Origin of the sequence: Kibdelosporangium aridum (genome assembly GCF_900176515.1) — a bacterium.
Classification (GTDB): Bacteria; Actinomycetota; Actinomycetes; order Mycobacteriales; family Pseudonocardiaceae; genus Kibdelosporangium; species Kibdelosporangium aridum.
Genome location: NZ_FWXV01000020.1, coordinates 81,093 through 99,310 on the forward strand (window position 1 = coordinate 81,093; position 18,218 = coordinate 99,310).

General features: G+C 64.2%; 13 protein-coding genes and 1 pseudogene. 8 read left to right on the forward strand and 6 right to left on the reverse strand.

What is annotated here, in order from left to right; genetic code table 11:
• Positions 1 to 98 precede the first annotated feature (98 nt).
• From B9C43_RS60365 to B9C43_RS57285, 3 genes are all read left to right on the forward strand, one after another.
• Positions 99 to 539: a DUF6294 family protein gene (locus B9C43_RS60365; RefSeq protein ID WP_407657189.1), complete on the forward strand. Its 441-nt coding sequence runs from the start codon at positions 99 to 101 to the stop codon at positions 537 to 539.
• Positions 540 to 1,208: 669 nt separating this feature from the next.
• Positions 1,209 to 1,634: a maleylpyruvate isomerase mycothiol-dependent enzyme family protein gene (locus tag B9C43_RS52675; RefSeq protein WP_200826113.1), complete on the forward strand. Its 426-nt coding sequence runs from the start codon at positions 1,209 to 1,211 to the stop codon at positions 1,632 to 1,634.
• Between the two features lie 264 nt (positions 1,635 to 1,898).
• Entirely contained in the window at positions 1,899 to 2,060 is a 162-nt protein-coding gene (locus tag B9C43_RS57285; protein WP_160097379.1) for a hypothetical protein, read from the forward strand.
• On the opposite strand, the gene B9C43_RS52680 is transcribed toward B9C43_RS57285, so the two are convergent.
• On the reverse strand, positions 2,057 to 2,944 hold the full coding sequence (locus tag B9C43_RS52680) for a S41 family peptidase (RefSeq protein ID WP_084434738.1): 888 nt from the start codon (positions 2,942 to 2,944) through the stop codon (positions 2,057 to 2,059). The genes B9C43_RS57285 and B9C43_RS52680 overlap by 4 nt on opposite strands.
• A gap of 58 nt (positions 2,945 to 3,002) precedes the next feature.
• Here B9C43_RS52680 and B9C43_RS52685 point away from each other — a divergent pair, with 58 nt between their 5' ends.
• Positions 3,003 to 3,494: an ArsR/SmtB family transcription factor gene (locus tag B9C43_RS52685; RefSeq protein ID WP_200826114.1), complete on the forward strand. Its 492-nt coding sequence runs from the start codon at positions 3,003 to 3,005 to the stop codon at positions 3,492 to 3,494.
• Between the two features lie 143 nt (positions 3,495 to 3,637).
• Here B9C43_RS52685 and B9C43_RS59850 read toward each other — a convergent pair whose 3' ends face one another.
• Positions 3,638 to 3,760 carry a hypothetical protein gene (locus B9C43_RS59850; RefSeq protein ID WP_268811639.1) on the reverse strand — a complete coding sequence of 41 codons (123 nt, stop codon included), beginning with the start codon at positions 3,758 to 3,760 and terminating at the stop codon, positions 3,638 to 3,640.
• Between the two features lie 143 nt (positions 3,761 to 3,903).
• Between B9C43_RS59850 and B9C43_RS52690 the strand changes: the two genes are divergently transcribed.
• Positions 3,904 to 4,911: a methyltransferase gene (locus B9C43_RS52690; protein ID WP_084434739.1), complete on the forward strand. Its 1,008-nt coding sequence runs from the start codon at positions 3,904 to 3,906 to the stop codon at positions 4,909 to 4,911.
• Here B9C43_RS52690 and B9C43_RS52695 read toward each other — a convergent pair.
• Positions 4,908 to 5,387 carry a TetR-like C-terminal domain-containing protein gene (locus B9C43_RS52695; protein ID WP_160097381.1) on the reverse strand — a complete coding sequence of 160 codons (480 nt, stop codon included), beginning with the start codon at positions 5,385 to 5,387 and terminating at the stop codon, positions 4,908 to 4,910. The genes B9C43_RS52690 and B9C43_RS52695 overlap by 4 nt on opposite strands.
• A 201-nt stretch (positions 5,388 to 5,588) precedes the next feature.
• Between B9C43_RS52695 and B9C43_RS56370 the strand changes: the two genes are divergently transcribed.
• Complete coding sequence (locus B9C43_RS56370; RefSeq protein WP_143447235.1) at positions 5,589 to 5,786, forward strand: hypothetical protein; 198 nt, start codon at positions 5,589 to 5,591, stop codon at positions 5,784 to 5,786.
• A 555-nt stretch (positions 5,787 to 6,341) separates the two neighbouring features.
• Here the strand turns inward: B9C43_RS56370 and B9C43_RS52705 are convergent.
• Positions 6,342 to 6,566, reverse strand: a pseudogene (locus B9C43_RS52705) (hypothetical protein); the annotation flags it as partial.
• 90 nt (positions 6,567 to 6,656) lie between these two features.
• Between B9C43_RS52705 and B9C43_RS52710 the strand changes: the two are divergent.
• Together B9C43_RS52710 and B9C43_RS52715 are read left to right on the forward strand one after the other, a co-directional pair.
• On the forward strand, positions 6,657 to 9,242 hold the full coding sequence (locus B9C43_RS52710) for a LuxR C-terminal-related transcriptional regulator (protein WP_160097385.1): 2,586 nt from the start codon (positions 6,657 to 6,659) through the stop codon (positions 9,240 to 9,242).
• 71 nt (positions 9,243 to 9,313) lie between these two features.
• Positions 9,314 to 9,928, forward strand: coding sequence for a hypothetical protein (locus B9C43_RS52715; protein ID WP_084434753.1), 615 nt, complete (start codon positions 9,314 to 9,316; stop codon positions 9,926 to 9,928).
• Between the two features lie 122 nt (positions 9,929 to 10,050).
• Here the strand turns inward: B9C43_RS52715 and B9C43_RS52720 are convergent, their stop codons facing one another.
• Together B9C43_RS52720 and B9C43_RS52730 are read right to left on the reverse strand one after the other, a co-directional pair.
• Complete coding sequence (locus B9C43_RS52720; RefSeq protein WP_235039358.1) at positions 10,051 to 12,975, reverse strand: glycosyltransferase; 2,925 nt, start codon at positions 12,973 to 12,975, stop codon at positions 10,051 to 10,053.
• 2,815 nt (positions 12,976 to 15,790) lie between these two features.
• Positions 15,791 to 17,278 (reverse strand): peroxidase family protein, encoded by a 1,488-nt coding sequence (locus B9C43_RS52730; protein ID WP_084434746.1) that lies wholly within the window; start codon positions 17,276 to 17,278, stop codon positions 15,791 to 15,793.
• Between the last annotated feature and the right edge of the window lie 940 nt (positions 17,279 to 18,218).

Below are 18,218 nucleotides of genomic sequence, written 5' to 3' on the forward strand. Positions count from 1 at the left end.
ATGCGCTGCGCGTCCGTGACACTTGCATCGACGACGATTTCGAGGACGTAATCCGTGCCGTCATCGACGGCGACAACCAATGGAAAAGATGAAATTCTATGACAACGGAAGACTCTGGGAGTCCAGGGCATTACTTCGAATCCGTAAAAGAGTATCCGGAAAATTCCGGAGCCAAAGCAGAGCGAGTCGAATCCTTTCCGGTGTTGTCGGCTACTATCTTGGCCTTTAAGAGTTGGGTTTTCGGCGATATATTTCGTGGCGACTGCCACATTAGATCCGGAGCGCGCTATACTCTCTTCTCGGATGGTTCTACTCATTGGGTATGCGACATCAGCAGTTCGAGTGATGATGATGCGTGGATTGGTTTCTTCAGATGTTTTAACGCCCTGGGGACTGTTTTATTCGATCAGGGCGGATACAACTTTAACATTGCTGAAGAGGACGTCGTGAAGCGTTGGGACGAGTTCCGTGGTCCGGACCCCCGGCTTGCCAGGGCGTTTAACGAGGCTGAGGGTCTTCAATTTCACTGCAGGTGCTGACCGGTTTTAGCGCCTGCTCGGTGTCCGCTGGGCGAACTGCACTAGGACCAGTGTCGATGCGACTGGCGTGTCGGTCCTGACCACCGGCGGGATGCTTGTCTCGTTGTGCTGCTGCTGTTGCCGCTGTAGCTGCCGCAGCTATCAAGGTAGTGGACAGCCTCACTAGCCAAGTACCTGTAGCCGCGGGGATTGGACAACGCACCACCGGCTGGCCGAGCACGGCCGACTGAGCGGGTCCTTGCGAAAGTTGGCCGACTCAGCCAGCTGGTGGTCACTACAACCGCATCCTCGCCGACGCTCCTGGCGAAACCGGCACCGGCGCCACTGGCGCAGTGCGGGGCACGCTACTCGGCACGGGGGAGCGGGCAAGTCCCAAGGCGCAGGCCGCTGCCGTTTCTCTGGTGCTCGTTGTCACGGACCAGATCTATCAGTCGATTATCCGGCATGGATACACAAACATCGACAAAACGCCTACATCGCCACGGTCAGTGTTCGCGTTGCAGGTCATAGGCATCGAGGGTGGCTCCAAACGCCACACTCGTCGGTCGTTGAACTACCGATCGAACACGGCTCATCAACTTTGTTTGGCACCAACGCCAATTGTGTTCCACTACCTCGCGTTGAACCGGAAACGCTCCGAGCGGCAGCTTGCGTAACTCCGCCAGAACGTTGACCGCTCGATCTTGGAACGGCATCACCTGGACACTCGACCGGTTCCGCCACGCCGTCACCAACAAGACCAAGCCGCCTCTGCCTGTCATCGCGATGCTCGGCGAAACGATCGTCCACGGGGAGGACATCCGTCAACCGCTTGCTGTCCGCCACGACTCACCGATCGCGACACTCACCCGGATCGCCGAATACTATCGGAGCACAGACCAGGTGGTCGTCGCCAAGAAACGGGTCAAGGGCCTCCGCCTCGTCGCCACCGACGGCCCGTTCACCTCAGGAGAAGGCCCTCTGGTGTCCGGCCGCACCCTCGCACTGATCATGGCCATGACCGGCCGCACCAGGTTCTGCGACGAACTCCACGGGGACGGGGTCCCTACACTGCGCGACCGTTCACCCGCGTACGACGCGTCCACACCGGAATAGGCAATGTGCCGCAGGTCCACGGAGAGGACTGCACGCTGTCGCCTGCGGCCAGCGCACTCAGCTGACCCTCCAGAATCGGTGCCCGCTACCCCATGCGGTTACCGCCAACGCCCTCTCATGGCGCTGACAGCGCGCTTCACCATGCCCCGTGTCCTGTTACCCGGCAGAACCCTGGGGGCCAGAACGCGTTCTCGATCGAGCCCCAAGTCAGTAGTTCTTCGACTGACAGCACGGTGGCCCTCGCCCGCGGACGGGTCCGCGCAGGTGCTCGACGTCCGTGCCGTTGACCGGATCAAACCGCGTGATCAGGTCGCGTTCGACGCCCGCGCTGAAGCTTGCGAGACGCTGGGCTGTCGCTACGAGATCGCGGGAGTCCCGCCGGTGTCCTTGCTGAAGCCGGACCTCCGGTTCACGTCCGGATGCTAGCCCCGTCCCAGTTTGACCAGCGCCTCACGGTGTGCGCGGTCGAGCGCCTCGTCGGCCGGGATGTCGATGTCGGGGACGACGCCGACGAGTTCCCAGTTGGTGCCGGACACGGGGTTGATCGCGCGGGCGGTCGGGATGGTCGCCTCCAGGTGCGGGTGGACGGTGAAGCCATGGCGCGGGTGGGCGCCGCCGCCGGTCGTCTCACCGATGATCGTGGCGCGACCCAACTGCTGGAGGTCGTAGCTCAGCTCCTCGGCGCCGGAGAACGTCGTGCCGCTGGTGAGCACGTACACCGGCTTGGCGCCGCCGAACCGCGTCCCCGGCACGTGCGGCAGGCTCCAGAACTGGTGGTACGACTCGTCCGCGCGGGTGTAGAGCGTGTTGAGGTGCGTCGGCTCGTCCAGCAGATAGCTGCAAACCAGCGCAACGGTGTGCGGGTCGCCGCCGCGGCTGCGCCGCAGATCGATGATCAGCGCCCGTGCGTGGGAGACGAGCGTGAAAGCCGCCGCGATCGACTCCGCGATCATCTCGACCGGAAACAGCAGCGGCGCCAGTTCCAGGTGCGCGACGCCGCCGTCGAGCCGGCGCAGCAGCGGTACGCCGCCCATGCTCTCGTCGAACTCCGTGGCGTAATGCTGACGGGACGCCGCGTCGTCGCCCTCGGGCACCTCGTTGACGTGGTGCTTAAGCCGCAGGTGCCGGTCGCCGTTGACGGACTGGAGATCCGCGGTGACGAGCCCAGCCAACTCCTCTGGCATCGTAGCCGTGGCGTAGTGGTCGGCGCGTGCAGCGAGGTGGGCATCGAGCTTGGCGGCGACGTCGGGAAAGACGTAGTGCTCGACCAGCAGCGCGCGGGTCCTGGTGATGATCGACGGGATGTCCATGCCGGGAAGTAGAGCAACGGCCTTGCGAAAGCGTCAAGAGAATTAGACACTTTCCGGTGTGGACGACTGGCTGGAGATCGGCAGCCCCGAGCAGTTCAAGGCGCTCTCGCACCCGCTGCGCCAGCGGATACTGTTCGCGCTGGGCCGCGAACCCGCGACAACCAGCCAGTTGGCCGTGTCCCTTGGCGAGCGGAAAGGCAACATCGGGCATCACCTGAAGGTGCTGCACGAGGCTGGGCTCGTCCGCGTCGTCGAGACCCGGCAGGTCCGCGGCGGGACGGAGCAGTACTACCAGCGCACCGCCCGCCGCATGTCCTACACCAGCTCGCCGCCCGAACACACCCAGGCGATGTTCGGCGGCGTGGCCGAGGAGATCGGCCACGCCGCCGAAGAACCGCTCGTGGTGCTGCGCCACCTCCGGCTCACCCCGGAAGTGGCCGCCCGGATGGCCCAGGCCCTGCAGAAGATCGTGGACGAGGCCGAGGACGCCGGTGAGGGCGAGGCCGTCCACGGGGTCCTCGTCGCCCTCTATCGGCGGGCGGCACCGTGACGGCGGACGACCGTCCCTGCCACACGAGCAACCACGGAGCCGCAACGTAACACCACCGCGACAACGCTGGAGGAGCCAGAGCCGGCCCAAACCCACCGAATCCGCCACTAGGTCCCGACACCGCAACCCGCCGCCCTCCGGATCTAGTTTGCGGACCGCTGTCCTGTCCGCTCGAAGATGTCGATGTCCTTGTCGGTGCTGCTTTTCGGTAGCAGCCGGAGGAATGCGACCGTGCCGGTGAGGGCGAGGTAAGGGCGTCGGAGCACGATGGAGCGTCCTGGCGTGCTCGGCTGCTGGTGATCCTCAAGGTCCGGAATTCGCAGGTCAGTGCCGGTGGATGCAGTTCCGGCACTCAGAGGGCTGCTCGCCTTCCCTTTGCATGCGGCGGAATCTGTGCCATGAAAGGGAGATGACGAACACATCAGAGGATGCGTACCGCCACATCGTCACCGAGTCCGTCGGGTTCCTGTACCCCGCGGCGCTGCGGGCGGCGGCGCTGTTGGAGGTGGCCGATCATCTGGCTGGCGGGCCGCGAGACGTGGCCGAACTGGCTGGGCTGACCGGGGCGAACGGCGCGTACCTGCGGCGCCTGCTGCGTTTTCTGGCCTCCTACGGGACCTTCCGGGAGGACGAGGACGGCCGGTTCCACCTGACGCCCCAAGCGGATCTGCTGCGGGCCGACGCTTCCCGGTCCATGCGGGCAGGGGTGCTCCTGGTGACCCAGGACGCCTGGTGGCTGTCCGCGTCCGACCTTGCCGAGGCGGTCCGGCGCGGCGAACCCGCGTTCGACAACCGCTTTGGGCAACCCGTCTTCGACTACCTGGCCGAGCATCCGGAGGACGGCCTGCTGTTCGACGCGGGCATGGCGGCCTACTCGGCTGGCGATATCGGCTACATCATCGACGGCTACGACTTTCCGAACGACGGGGTCATGGTGGATGTCGGCGGTGGGCGGGGCGGGCTGCTGCTCGCGGCGCTGCGGGCGCGTCCAGGCCTGCGAGGCATCCTCCTCGACCAGGAAAACGTGTTGGCGGGCAACGTACTTGCCGACCTCGGCGCGGACGATCGGTGGACGCTGCACCCGGGTGACTTCTTCGAATCGGTGCCGGCGGGCGACCTCTACACCGTCAAGAACGTCCTCCACGACTGGAACGACGACCAGTGCGTGCGGATCCTGGAGAACTGCCGCTATGCGATGAACCCCGGCGCGAAGCTGCTCGCCGTGGACGCGGTCATCCCGCCCGGCAACGACCCGCACATCGGCAAGGCGCTCGACATCCTCATGCTGCTGCTCCTCACCGGGCAGGAACGCACCCGCGCCGAGTTCGATCGCCTCTTCGAGCGGGCGGGGTTCCGGATCACCGAGGTGATCCCCACGCCCGGCAGGCTGTCGCTGATCGAGGCGGTGCCTGTCTAACCGACCACGTCCAGCAACTCGGCCTCGAAGAGCGTGGCCGGGTCGTTGAAGACCGATCGTAGGTGGCCGTGGCTCTCCAGGGCCACCAAGCCGTGCAGGCGGCCCCACACCCGCAGTGCCAGCGCGGCGACCGCGGGCGACAGGCCCGTCGCGTCGGCCGGGAAATCGGGCGGGAAGTCCTGCCAGCCAACGGTTCCGGTCGACTCGGCGTGCGGGTATGCGATAGCGACCAGGTTGTTGTGGCCGAAGCAGATCCGGCGCGAGGCCTGCTCGACCGGGCCGCCGTCGGGCGGCACACGCTGTGTACGCATGGGTGACCGGTACCCGGGGACGGGGTCGCCGTAGAGCAGTGGAACCCTAGTTCCGACGGGCTGTGGCGATGACTCGCCCGCCGCGACGAACGCAAGTGCCCGGGGGCAGTCCGGCAGCGGGAACTGGGAGTGGCGCGCATGTCGATGGCCGAGCTGGAACCACATCCGGGTGTTTGGGCTCAGCCGTTGCGCGGTGTCCTATCGAGTTGTGGGGGTTGCCATGCCCAGAGAGGCGCCATCGCGCGGGGGAGTATGCGGTGCCAGGCTCCCGTTCCTCTACAAAGGACGGAATGGTGGGACTTCGCGGATGTCCACCCGTCGGATCTCCGTTTCCAAGGTGGCCTCGACCAACTGGGGGATGGGCTGGTGCCAGTCGCCGACGTGGCGACGTACCTGGTCGCGTTCATCGTCATGGCGGATGCCTGGTGCATCAGCCGCGGCACCCAGTGCCCAGTAGACCAGGTGTGGTCCGACCGGGTGGATGAGAAGTACCGGCCGCGTCCGGTTGTCATACTGCCGGCCATGTCGGATTCGGTCTCTGCCAGGCCGAGCCATCCGGTGTAGTGCAGAAACCGTGGTGACGTGCCGGGAAACAGTTGTTGGCGGATCGTGCTGTGGATGCCGTCGGCCGCCACCACGAGGTCAGCGGTCAGTTGCCCGTCGGTGTGGGCTATCTCGCCCTCGCCGGCTTCGTGGCGTGGGGACGCCTCGGCCCCGGCGTCCTTCACAGGGTGACAGGCGGGCGGTGTTCTGGATATCGAAGAGAAGGGCCGTTGGATAGTGGGAAACGACTCATGAGCATCGTGCGCGGCGAAAAGGACCTGCTCTCGTGCAGCGCAGCATCGTCATCACGTGTCATTCCACGTAGTCCCGCCGACGGACAGACAGCAGTACGCCGAGGCTCGCGGCGACCGCGATCGCACCAAACCAGTCGGCCCGGAGATCTCGTTGTCCAGCCATAACGGGACCCAGCCGAGCACAGCCACCACGCGCGGAACACGCCGGGGAATGAGAACCAAACAGACCATCACCAGTATCGCGAGACCGAGAACCGGTGCGTTCAGCAGGTGGTTCACATGTCACCACGAGCCGCTTGCTGAGATCGGACGACCTGCACCATCAACCGCGCGCGTGCAGGGTCGGTGGCGACGAGCCGTAGGGAGGCCACGCGCGCGATTTCGTGTCCGGGCAGTTCTGTTCCTCGAACTGCCAGCCGAGTGCGGCATGCACAGCCTGCTCGACGATCGGGGCCATGGTGGTCATGAATGTGGCGGTGATGTGGTTGTCGTCCATGTAGACCAGGACGTTGCCGATGACCGGTGGGCACAGCTCTTCCGTGCAGAAGTCGGGCGGTGGGTCGGCGAGCGTACGAGTCACTCCGAAGCACCCGTCTGTCGGATCGTGGTGCTCTCTTTGGCTGCCTAGCCTGTGTCTGTGCATCGGTCGTGGCCGTTTGTCGGCCGGCGGGAGGAACTTGCCCTGGTCCGGGCCACGTTGCGTGACCCTCGGGTGTCCGGCCTGGTACTGGCCGGTGAGGCCGGGGTGGGCAAGAGCCGATTGGTACGGGAAGCGGTACAGGAGCTTGACGAACGACGGTACGCGGCGCAGGTGTTGCTGGCTGGCCGAGCGGTGGCAGACGTCCCGTTTGGCGCTGTCGCCTATTTGTTGCCGGCTCAGCTGGCCGATGTCGATCCGCGGCTGAATGTGCACAGGTGGGTTGCCGACCAGTTGGTCGCGACTGCGGGCGAACGACGGCTGGTGCTTGCCGTTGACGACGCGCATCACCTCGATCTGGCCACGGCGGCAGTGGTCGCACAGCTGGCGCGGTCCTCCGCGGCTTTCGTGCTGGCAACCGTTCGCAATAGTGAGCCCGCACCAGAACCCGTTACCGCGCTGTGGAAAGACGAGGTTGTCGAGCGCGCTGACATCGACGCGTTGAATCGGGACGAGATCGGGCGAGTCCTCGAGGCGGCACTGCGCGGTCCGGTTGAGAAGGGCACCCGGGAACGACTTGCCGCGCTGTGTCAGGGAAACGTGTTGCTCCTGCGCGAAGTGGTCATCGCGGCCGAGGAAAGTGGTGCCCTGACTGATGAACACGGCATCTGGCGATGGTCCGGCACGGTGGCCGTGACGCCGCGGCTGGTGGAGCTCGTGACCAACCGGATCGGCAGCCTCGACGACGAGGAACGGCATGCGCTGGAGGTGGCCGCCTTCGGTGAGCCGCTCGGTGTGGACATCGCGGCCAAGCTCGCTGGGCTGGAGTTGGCGGAGCGTCTTGAGGACAAGGGACTCATCGTGGTCGGCCCCGATCGTCGTCGTACCAACGTCCGGCTCGCCCATCCGCTCTACGGCGAAGTGGTCCGGGCCGGCTGCCCGGTGCTGCGCGCTCGCCGGATCCAGCAGCAACTGGCGGAGGCGGTGGAGTCCACCGGTGCTCGTCGTCGTGGCGATGTGCTGCGTGTTTGCGTGTGGCGCCTGGAAAGCCGGACAGCATCGGATCCGGATCGGCTGCTGGCCGCGGGCCGTCAAGCGTGGGCGGCACACGATATCGGCTTGGCGTGCCGGATCGGGCGGGCCGCGCTCGACGCTGGTGGCGGCGTTTCCGCCGCGCTGTTGCTCAGCGAGGTGCTCAACTGGGCAGAACAGTACGAGGAAGCCGAAAGCGTGCTCAGTTCGGTGGCCACGCAGCCAATGACCGACCAGCAGCGGATGGACTACGTGACTGGCCGGGTGCAGAATCTTTCGTTCGGCCTGCAACGGCTGGCCGAAGCGGATGCCCTGCTGGCCGTCGAACAAACCAAGATCTCGGATCCGGCGATCCGTCGCCAGATGTCTTCATACGTTGCCAACCACCGGTTCTGGGCTGGTGATTGCGCGGAGGCACTCTGCCGGTCGCAGGAGCTGATCAAGCAACCCGCGGTCACCCCGGCCGCCGAGGCCACGGTGTGGGCGGACGCGGCGCTGTCCTTGTCGCACAGCGGTAGGAGCGACGATGCGATCGCCGCCATTCGCCGTGCCGATGAGACCAGCGAGGCATGGATCCACGATCTTCCGTTGGTCCGGCTGATTCTCGACACGGCTCGGCACTACGCCAACCTGTTTGCCGGGCGGCTGGCTGAGGCCGAGCGGGCTGCGTCGGACGTTTATCAGGGAACCTGGGACATGGCCGTGGCGGCCAGCGAGTTGCAGTACGCGCACGTCGCGCGTTTCCGCGGCCAGATCCACCAGGCCGCACACCGAAGTCGGGCCGGCGCGGCACTGGGTGCCTGGCCCTCGTTCTTGCTTCGTTCGGCATGCCTTGGCGAACTCGCCCACGCCACAGCCTTGGGCGGAAACGCCGCTGACGCCAGCAAGTTCCTGGCGCAGGCTGACGAGCTGTGGTCTCCGGCGCTGCGTCCGTTCCAGTATTGGGTCGACCTCGCCAGGCCATGGGTGAGTGCGGCCGCCGGGCGAATCGACGAGGCGATCAGTCTCGCGTTGCGTATCGCCGCATCGGCACGCCGCCGGGGTTTTGTCGGAATCGAGGTACTGGCCTTGCACGACGTGGTCCGGTTGGGCGAAGCCGATCTAGTCACACGTCGGTTGTCCACACTGGAGGCTCACGGCCAACTTGTGCGGATCTGCGCTGAGCACGCCCGCGCGGGAGAAGGACCGGCTTTGGACCGGGTGTCGAAGAGGTTCGAGGAACTGGGAATGATCTTGCACGCGGCCGAGGCGAGTGCGCAGGCCGCGACCGCGCACCGGTACACCCGTGATCAACAGCGAGCCACCATGCGCGCGTTGGCTCTCGCCGGACGCTGTGACGGGGCCCGGACCCCAGCGCTGCGAGCGCTGCACCCGCCGAATCTGACCAAGCGCGAGCGCGAGGTTGCCCAGTTGGCGGCGACCGGCTTCACCACCACCGCCATCGCGGACCGGCTTGTGTTGTCGCCCAGGACAGTGGAAAACCACCTGCACCGCGTTTTCGCCAAACTCCACATCACGAGCCGAGCCCAGTTGAAGGACATCTTGCCGGACTGAGTGTGTGCGCGTTTGGTGTTGAGTGGCAGGGTACTCATGTGCACACGGCGCGGCCGGGCGATGGTGGCGGCATGGCATCTGGCAAGCAGCGACCCGAACACCGGTCGATCGTGGTGCTGGACATCACCGGATCCGGTCGGTGGGACAACCGAACTCAACTCAACACCCGAGCCGCACTGAATGCGATGGTCCGTACCGCATTCCGCGCTGCGCGTGTACCCAAGGCGCAGCTTGTCATCGAGGATCGCGGCGACGGAATGATCGCCCTCGTCCCGGCCACCGTCTCCAAGGCAGATCTGCTCTCTCCGATGATTCCCGCGTTGGCTGCCGCTGTCGGCAAGCACAACGCGGCCACACCACAGGATTCGCGGATCCATCTTCGCGTGTCCGTCCACGCGGGCGAGATCCACCGCGACGCCTACGGCTGGGCAGGCGTTGACCTCAACCTGGCCTGCCGCCTGGTCAACTGCACAGCGGCGTACCAACAGTCGCCACACGCGGGCGTAGTCGTCGTTGTCTCCGAGTTGATCCATCACGGCATCGTCCGTCACGGCTACGACGGCATCGACCCGGCCAGATACATCCCCATCCAGGTGGACAACAAAGAAGTCAGCACGCAAGCCTGGCTGCATTTGCCCGAAGCAGCCAAGCACCCTGTCGCGATAACTTTGACGGCTGCGTCCTAAGTGCGACATCTTAGCTGGGCTATATGTTGGATAGGTGGCTTCGAGTTTCTGAAGCCGCTGATTCAGGAGCATGTTGTATACGGCGGGCTGGCGGGACCAGGTAACACCCCTGGCCATCGCCATCAAGGCATGGATCGAACACGCCAAAGCGTCCATCCATGAGTCTTCGGGTGGTTGTGAGACGCGAAGACAACATCGACCTCGGCCCAAAACGGACTCGCCGAACTTCGCGCGAGATCGGGCCACGTGGCCGCGACTTCGTCATGTTGTGAGTGGTCGCTGCTCACGAGAAGGTACTGGATATTGTGCCCGACTGGATCGGTAACGGCGCCTTCAAAGTCGCGGTCAGAGGTGATGACGAACTGGCGTGGGTTGGCGCTGGCGACGAGGACGGCGAAGCCAGGGCCGGAGTCGACCACCACGCTGCCGGGTGGCAGCCGACGCGCGTCCAGGTGCGCCGCAACCTCTCGATCGATCTCGAATGCTCCGTTATAACTACCCGTCACAGGTTGTGGGTGGCCCAGCGAGGCCAGCACCGCCGGGCGCACGTGGTTCCATTCCTCCGTAGCGAACTCGGGTTTCATCATGGCGGCATACCCTGAGGTGAGAATACCCGGGATCATCAAAGCCGCGGCCGTCAGCCCTGCGAGCCATTCTCTGCGACGCCCCTCGAGGATAACGGCGATCGGCTGGTTCTGGCGGTACAAGTAACCGACCAGCACGGCCAACATGGGGACGACGACGATTTGGTAACGCAAGAATCCGAAGAGTGAACCGGAAAAGTATGCGGCAACTTGAAATGCGAGAACGGCAGAAAGCAGGCCGACCGGCGCGACTAGAGAGACGTCGTGTCGGCGCACAGCAAGAAATATCGCCGCGACAAGAACGGGAACGAGTAGTGGTGTCAGGATCAGCCACTGCATTGCCAGTAATGACGGGTCAGTGGACGCGTTCCCTCCACCCTTTTGAACGAGCGCGGAGTTTCCGTAGACGGAACTGAACTGTTCGAACGGATGACTAACGATTACCCAGCTGGCGATTGCCCACAGCGCGAAGGCTGCCATTAGTGGCCCTCCAACAAGGAGGGCGTCCACCATAGCCGCGCGTCTTCGCTGGGCACGCCCTCCGGGCGAACGGCACCACGATAGTGCGAACACCAGGGCCATTGCCGCACAACCCGCTGCCAGGACTTCATATCGTGCCAGGTAACCCAGCGCGAGGAACCCGCCCGCCGCCATCAGGTGTCGCGGATTCATATTGGCGGTCCATCGGACAAGACGACGAATTGCGAGCAGTAGGAAGACGATAAGGAGCGCTTCGGTCATCCCGTTGGCTCCGAACCAAATGATCATCGGTTGTAGCCCGAAGGCCACCGTCAGCCAAATCCGAACCCGTCGAGATACGTGCAGCTCACTGAGCAGTCCACAGAGAACCCTCGTCGAGCTCGCCATGGCGATGGCGGAGACGATGTTGGCCAGCAGGCCCTGTTCAACGAGCGGTGGCCACAAATGCTTGAGCGGCAGGAACGGCAGAAACAGCAGCGACGGCAGAGGTGTCCACACAAATCCTATGTTGGCTAGCTTTGGTTCACGGCTGTAAAGTACGTAGTTGGCATTGGCCACCCGAGAGAGCGCGTCTCCCATGACGCTGTGCTGTCCGAAGATCAGCCAGCAACCAACGACGATGTACAAGGTAAGGAACCCGAAGAAGACGCAGTGTTCGGCGCGCGACCCACCTGAACCCGGCAGCCGCGCCGCAGTAATCCGCCGCCGCCGTGATTGGTGCCGCCCGGTCGGAGGGGACGCGGTTTCGACGGCGGTCACGGCTTGCTCAGCTTCTTGGCCGCGAGCGAGTGAGCTCTCCGGCGCGATAAGTGGCTGAGTGTTCTGCTTTGGTGGTGGCTGGTCACTGCGGACGGAACCAGCTTGAAAAAGGCCGTGTGTGGTTTTCTCCCAGTAGGAGGGCTGGAATACGAGTTGCACGAACGCCTTGATAGCGGCCAACGACATCATTGGCCAGTACAGCGGCACCATCAGGCCGCTGAACGCGAGCTGTGGCTTGCCGCTGGAACGGGCGTTCGCCACGCCGAAATAGACCAGACTAAAGCCACCCAGTACCCAGCACGCCATGCCGATGTAGTACACAGGCGCCGGGAACAGCTCCGCCATGAACGAAGGCCTGTTCAGCCACCACAAGGCTGTCAAACCCCAGAAGACTGGATTCAACATGGCCAGCAACGGAGTGCCGCCGACAAAGAGGAGAAATCCCGCAGCGCCCTTGGCGCCAAGATCGTTGATCAATCGGCGCGGTGACCGTATGTGTACCAGGACCGTCTGCAGGTAGCCTTTGTACCAACGGGACCTTTGCTTTATCCAGTTGACAAAGTCGCTGTTGGCTTCCTCGTGGGTCGTGGAGTCGAGTATGGCCACACTCCAGCCGTAACGCGCGAGGCGCACGCCGAGGTCGGCGTCCTCGGTGACGTTGTAGGGATCCCAACCGCCGACGTCCCATAGCACTTCCCGCCGGATGTGGTTCGAGGTGCCGCCCAACGGAATCGGCGCTCCGGTGGCTACCAGCCCCGGCAGCAACCATTGGAACCAGGTGTCGTACTCAGTCGTGAACCATCGGGTAATGAGATTTTGTTCAGCATTGTGGTAGGACAGGCGGGCCTGCAAGCAGGCGATGTCCGCCCTGCTGCGACGGAATGCCACGACTGCCCTGCGCAGTTGCAGGACCTCGGGACGGTCCTCAACGTCAAATATGGTGATGAATTCACCCGACGAGAGCATGAGGCCGTAGTTGCACGCTCTCGGCTTCGTACGCGGCTCCCCGGCCGGCACTAGGACAATCTCGACTGGCGTTCCGGCACACGCCGTCCGCGCTGCCGCGATGGTCGTCGCATCGTCTTCTTCCAGGAGCAACAGCACTTCGAGGCGGTCGGCCGGATAGTCCAGCGACGCCACGCTAGCAACGACAGCCGCGATCACCTCCGGCTCGCGATAAGCGGGCACCAGGACGGTGTAGACCGGTAACTCCTCGTCGGGCACCGCGCGAGCCTCTTGGTCCGAGACGTTTATCGTCCCGTCGTTCGCCAAGGCACGACGCATCAGCTCTACTCGGTGCAACAGAGTCGCGGCATATAACGCGATAACGACGGCAACGACAACCAGAGCTACTGCCCTGGGCTGCAGTAAGACGGCCAATGCCCCGACAACCAGTAGAGACCCGGCCACGACGAGGTGGTAACGGCTTCGCCGACCCCGACGCGCCGACAGTTCGGGTGCTGCCTCTGCCAAGGCGTCGGCGGCAAGTTCTACGCGCAGCCGTCGTGCCGCTTCGTCACCGGAGTCAGCCAGTACTGCCCTAGGGTGCCGAGACAGCACGTTGAGGCCACTGGCTCGGCCGCACCTGGCCGGAACGCCTTTCATCGAGTGACCACGCGATCAACCGATGCGGGACAACCGCACAAGGAACGGCATGGTAGCTGCGGGTGTAGCCCGCACTTCTTGACCTTGGACACGAGGGTCTCGAAGAACGGTACGCGGGTAGAGCCGGGCCGACGTGCCGTTGCGGATCCCTGCCATATGTTCACCCCTCCACGAGGCAACTTGCGGAAGTACATATGCACATGGCCGTGCCCGACAGTAGCGATCTGCACACGCATAGCACTAGACGACTAAGTCCTAAGGCTGAGCTGTTTCTGGAGACGCACGAAGGGTGGTCAAGATCGCGCTACCACGGTGAAGGCCCGCACGGAGCCGTGCTGTCCAATGAGGACTTTCGCCGGTCGATGGGCTCAGCTACGTCGTCGATCCCGCCCGGTGGCGGTGCGGCTATGGCCGAGCGACCATCCACGCCGTCCTGAGCCACACAGATGTCACAGATGTCGAGAACTCGGTGACAAAGGTCATCACTTCACCACACCGAGCACAAGAAAGGCGACCGCAAGGACGGCGACTACTACCGTGCCCACACATGCATGGGGCACAGCCTCTGCCAGGCGGCGGGCCACTCCCGCCTCAGTTCCACCGTTTCTGTCCACTTGTCGCCGAGGGTGGCCCTTACGCAGCAAACGGACGCCGAAGGCAACGAGCGCGACGACGGCTATGGTCACCGCAGTGAAACGATGAATCCCACCCGATGCCCATTCAACAGTTGCAATGGGCCCGACGGATCGAGCACGCCACATCGTGCACGTCCACTCCACGGCGGCGAGCACAGTCCCTATCGCCGTACCGCTCACAACGGCGCCTATCCGTCGCATAGCGCCGACAACACAGAAAGACCATCCAACACCACACAACATGCCGACATACAGCAGTAAAAGCATTCCTGCACCCGCTGCTGGATCCAGCGTCACGAAATCGCCGGAGTGCGGCACCCGCAGGACAGAAGTCATACGATCACTGACGCCCAACGACGCGCTCGGCATCAGCAGGACACTGAGGTGGAGCCCGGCTGCTGTCGCCTGCGGTGACACCTGATCCGCCAGAACGGCCCAAGGGGCACGCCAGGCCAGAACCAGCAGCACAACAGCCCACCGCACCTGCCACAACGCTCGCGATCCATAACCGGCCGCGATGATGGCCACAGCCATCAGGCACGGCACCAATGCGTACGCGCCACTGGCAGTGTGCTGCGGAGCGAGCACGAGTAGCACTACCGCTGACACCGTTGCCAAGAAGCAAATGATGAGATCGAGTTGCCGGTCGTGGATCTGCGGTCCCCGCGGGGCAGACCGAAGGCCATGCCAACCCACCAGGGCAGCGAGTACTGGCACAAGCGCCAAAGCCCCGAAGGGTCCCGCCGGCGGCCAAACGTCCAGGCTCGACCACCACCACGGCGCGTAGCTCAGTGCGATCGCAGCGGGAACTGTTGCCAGCCGCGCACGACATGCGCCTTCGGCCATGGCAACGTGAGCTGACCGCAAATGGCGTTGTGATCTAGGGAAACTAGCGTTTGGGACCACATCAGATCCACGCGTAGGAAAAGCACTCCGTAGGTGAAGGGTAACCACTGACGTGGGTCTGTCAAACGAACTGGTCACGGGCAGGTGGCCCGCTCGTGTGTCTCGACGCAGGCCGGAAACCGGGTTGTTCCGGCTTCCTGGTTCGATCAGTGAATCGTAGAAGCATGCTCGTCGCGCGATGGGCCCACCGCCATTGGGGCGGGCGTTCTGTGTAACAGGGTAAAGTAGCTGCCATCCTGTTTCGTCTACATAGGACTTCACTGTTAGGTCGAGGAACGCCGGGCTCCGTCCCACGGACGAACGATAGCGCGGTTGTTCTCTTGTTGTGCTCGACATAGGTGTGATATGTCTGTCCTTAGTGGACGACGGAGCTGTAGAGACGCTCGCGCTGGATGTGGCAGAGACTCGTGCCGCGGGCCTTGTGGCTGTGACCTGCGCGTCAGGATGCTGTGGGCGCACCGGATGGTGAGGACAGGGCTCGCCGGATCGGTACTTCCCGCCCGAGTGTCAGCAGGGTGTATGACGCGTTGCTCGGCCACCGAACTTGTTCTGCAATCCTTGGCCCCACTTGGGCGTGGTTCAGCTGCTGTTCTCGCTTGTGTGGGACAGCCGGTGGAGCTGCAGAAGTTCGACAACCGTGCCGCGAGGCGGGTACTCGACCGGCGCGAACATGCCAGTTAGGGCAAGGTAACGACCGAACACCATCGCTCCAGTTGTCCCAGTAGTGGACCTACCGATGTCCCACAGCGAGCGGTGTGGCCTGGCTCGGTTTGCTGTGCTGCGGTTGCCGGCCTCACGGTGTCGCGTAAACCTCCCCTGCATTGCTGGTCCACCCGACGTGAGTGGGTCGTGAGGCCGGTCAACCTTCCCTGTTCACCAGATGTCGGCTGCCGTCACTGTCCTCGGCTGGCCGGGTCGACCCTGGCGAAGGTGAGCAGGCCGACCATGGTGAAGTCGCCGGTCGACCCGGTGCGCCTCGGCAAGGTCGGCCGCCAGTTGCGGTCGGTTGCCAGGTAGGAGGCGGGGTCCAGTTCCAGCAGTCCGATGAACACTTCGCCGGTCAGTCGCGCGCCTACCCCGGCCAGTGTGATGCCGTCCCCGAGTACCTGGCCTTCTTTCAAGATGTAGTACCAGAGCGGGGTACTGGCATCCAGTCCGGCGCCCAGCGGTCGCAGTTCGGGGAAGCTGTCCGGGCCGAGTACCGGGATGCCCATCGCGGTGGCGATCCGCTGACCTGACGGAAGCGACCAGGTCAGGTGCCGCAGCAGGTTGCGTTGCGGTAGTGACGTCGGTGGGTCGCCGGACGGGATCGTGGCCAGTGGCAAGTTGAACAGTGGCGTGGAGATCCTGGTGTCGATGCGCTTGTTGGCCCGCACTTGGCCGTCGCCGAAGTTGAAGAACGTTTGCCAGCCGATGAATCTGCGTGGCGCGCGGGCGCCGCCGCGCAGGTCGACGGGATCCCGCTGGCCTTCCCCGGCGGGGTCGAAGATGAAGCCGAAGAAGGCGGGCGCGCCGGTGGCGGGATTCCCGCCGGGGTCGCCGCGCAGGTTCGCCCGGTAGGACGGCCGGATCATGCTGTGCCCGAACCGGTAGGTGGCGCCCTGGAATTCCACTGGCATGAAGTGCTGGCCGGGGATGGGCCGGTAGAACCGGCGACCGTTGCGCAGAATGTCCTGGGTGATGCCGAAACCGATGATCTGTGGCAGGAACTCGTGCACGATGATCCACTGGTAGTGCCAGGTGACCAGGCGTCGTGCCTCGGCGAAGACCTGGTTGGCCGGCACACCCTGGGACCGCAACTGGTCCACAACCCGATTGTGGAACAGCAAGAAGGCCGCCTGCATGCCGGAGATCATCAGGTTCTCGTCGTTGCGCGGATCGGCGATGATCGCCACGTTGTCCGCTCGGCGGGGCACGTCCTCGAAGAGTCCTCCGCTTTCCACTCGGAACTTCGCCCGGTCGGCCGGGTCGTAGAACTCGGGGTTGACGTTGGGTCCGCCGCCGTACACCGAGTCGAGTGACAGCGTGGGGTTGCGGGTGTTCGGTGACGTTTCCGGGTTCGTCGGTATCCCGAGGGGTGAGTTGTTGTCGAAGGTGAAGTCGTGGTCGATGAACTGGCCGAAGAACGTCGTGCCGGCCGTATGGAAGGGATTGTCGACGTTGTTGGGACTCAACTCTGGGTTGGTGATGAGCCGGACCGGCCCTTCTCGCAAGGGATCTCGGGCATCCATCAATCCGCCGGGTCTGCCGAGCTCCCGCAGCGCGGCCCTGACTTGATCGTTGGCCGGCGCGAACGGCGGCAAATTGAACATGCGGCCGAAGAATCGTGGCGAGGTTGCTGCGGGCGCGACGTCCTGGGCGAGTGCCGCATGTGGCCCCATGGCGACCGCGGTAGCCGCTCCGGCAGTGACTCCGCCAAGAAAACCTCGCCTGCTCAAGCTCGTCTGATGGTCGTTGTGGCGCGACATCGTTGTCCTCCCGAGAGCGCTGCAGGGTGAAGACGCCCTCCGGGGTAAACATGTCGGCATGTCGCATACCGCTGCCAGGACGACAAGCCCTTAGGAGTGACACGAAACCATTAGGCGTCGTTGGAGACGCTCGCCGTGCTAGGCGCTATCGCTTGTACGTTGGGGCGTCGGGTCCGCTGATACGGCAGCACTTACGCAAATCCGTCTACACAGGACGAGTGAGATGTCGTGTGCCTGCCTTCCGTTTCGCAAGGGCAGGCAGTGGCTGGGAGCCGACGATGTTCGATCTGCCCGGCTGGCTGCCCGCCCTTCGTCCGGGGGCGATGTTATGCGGAGATGTGTACCTGCTCCGTTCGGGCGCACCATGGCGACAGAAAATCTGTGGTGGCTGGGGTAGACATTCGTCGATGGGTGTGTGTAGTCTTCTCCTTATAGCGAGAGAGAATGTCTAGCAGGCGCGGGAGAGGATGTAACTACCCGCGAGGTGAGACACAACGGTCGCGTGTGGTGACGGTTTCGACAACGTCTTCGCGGCCGAGTAGGACCGGGACCAGAAGTTCAGGCAGTGCGGGTCCCGATGAGGAAGTGCAAGACGCGGGTGGAGCTGGTGCGCCCGCGAAGCTGGTGAAGTAGCAGTAGTACGAGGACAGCAGTAAAGACGGTCAGGTGGCCGGAGCCGATCGGTTGAAGGGGTTCCGGCCACTGGCCAGTGGCGCGTCATGCGTGCTGGGGCCGATCTAGGCAAGGGGTTCCAGACGGTGATCGCCACGGCTGTACGGATCGAACAGGACAGACAACAGAGAAGGGGAGGGTCACTTCATCAGATCGCCCGCCGTGGCTGTCGTTCGCCGGG

Coding starts and splice junctions, on each gene's coding strand:
- B9C43_RS52680 (WP_084434738.1), bottom strand. CDS start 2,944: ATGGACATCCCGTCGATCATCACCAGGACCCGCGCGCTGCTGGTCGAG.
- B9C43_RS52695 (WP_160097381.1), bottom strand. CDS start 5,387: ATGTGGTTCCAGCTCGGCCATCGACATGCGCGCCACTCCCAGTTCCCG.
- B9C43_RS60365 (WP_407657189.1), top strand. CDS start 99: ATGACAACGGAAGACTCTGGGAGTCCAGGGCATTACTTCGAATCCGTA.
- B9C43_RS52730 (WP_084434746.1), bottom strand. CDS start 17,278: ATGGGGCCACATGCGGCACTCGCCCAGGACGTCGCGCCCGCAGCAACC.
- B9C43_RS52690 (WP_084434739.1), top strand. CDS start 3,904: ATGACGAACACATCAGAGGATGCGTACCGCCACATCGTCACCGAGTCC.
- B9C43_RS52715 (WP_084434753.1), top strand. CDS start 9,314: ATGGCATCTGGCAAGCAGCGACCCGAACACCGGTCGATCGTGGTGCTG.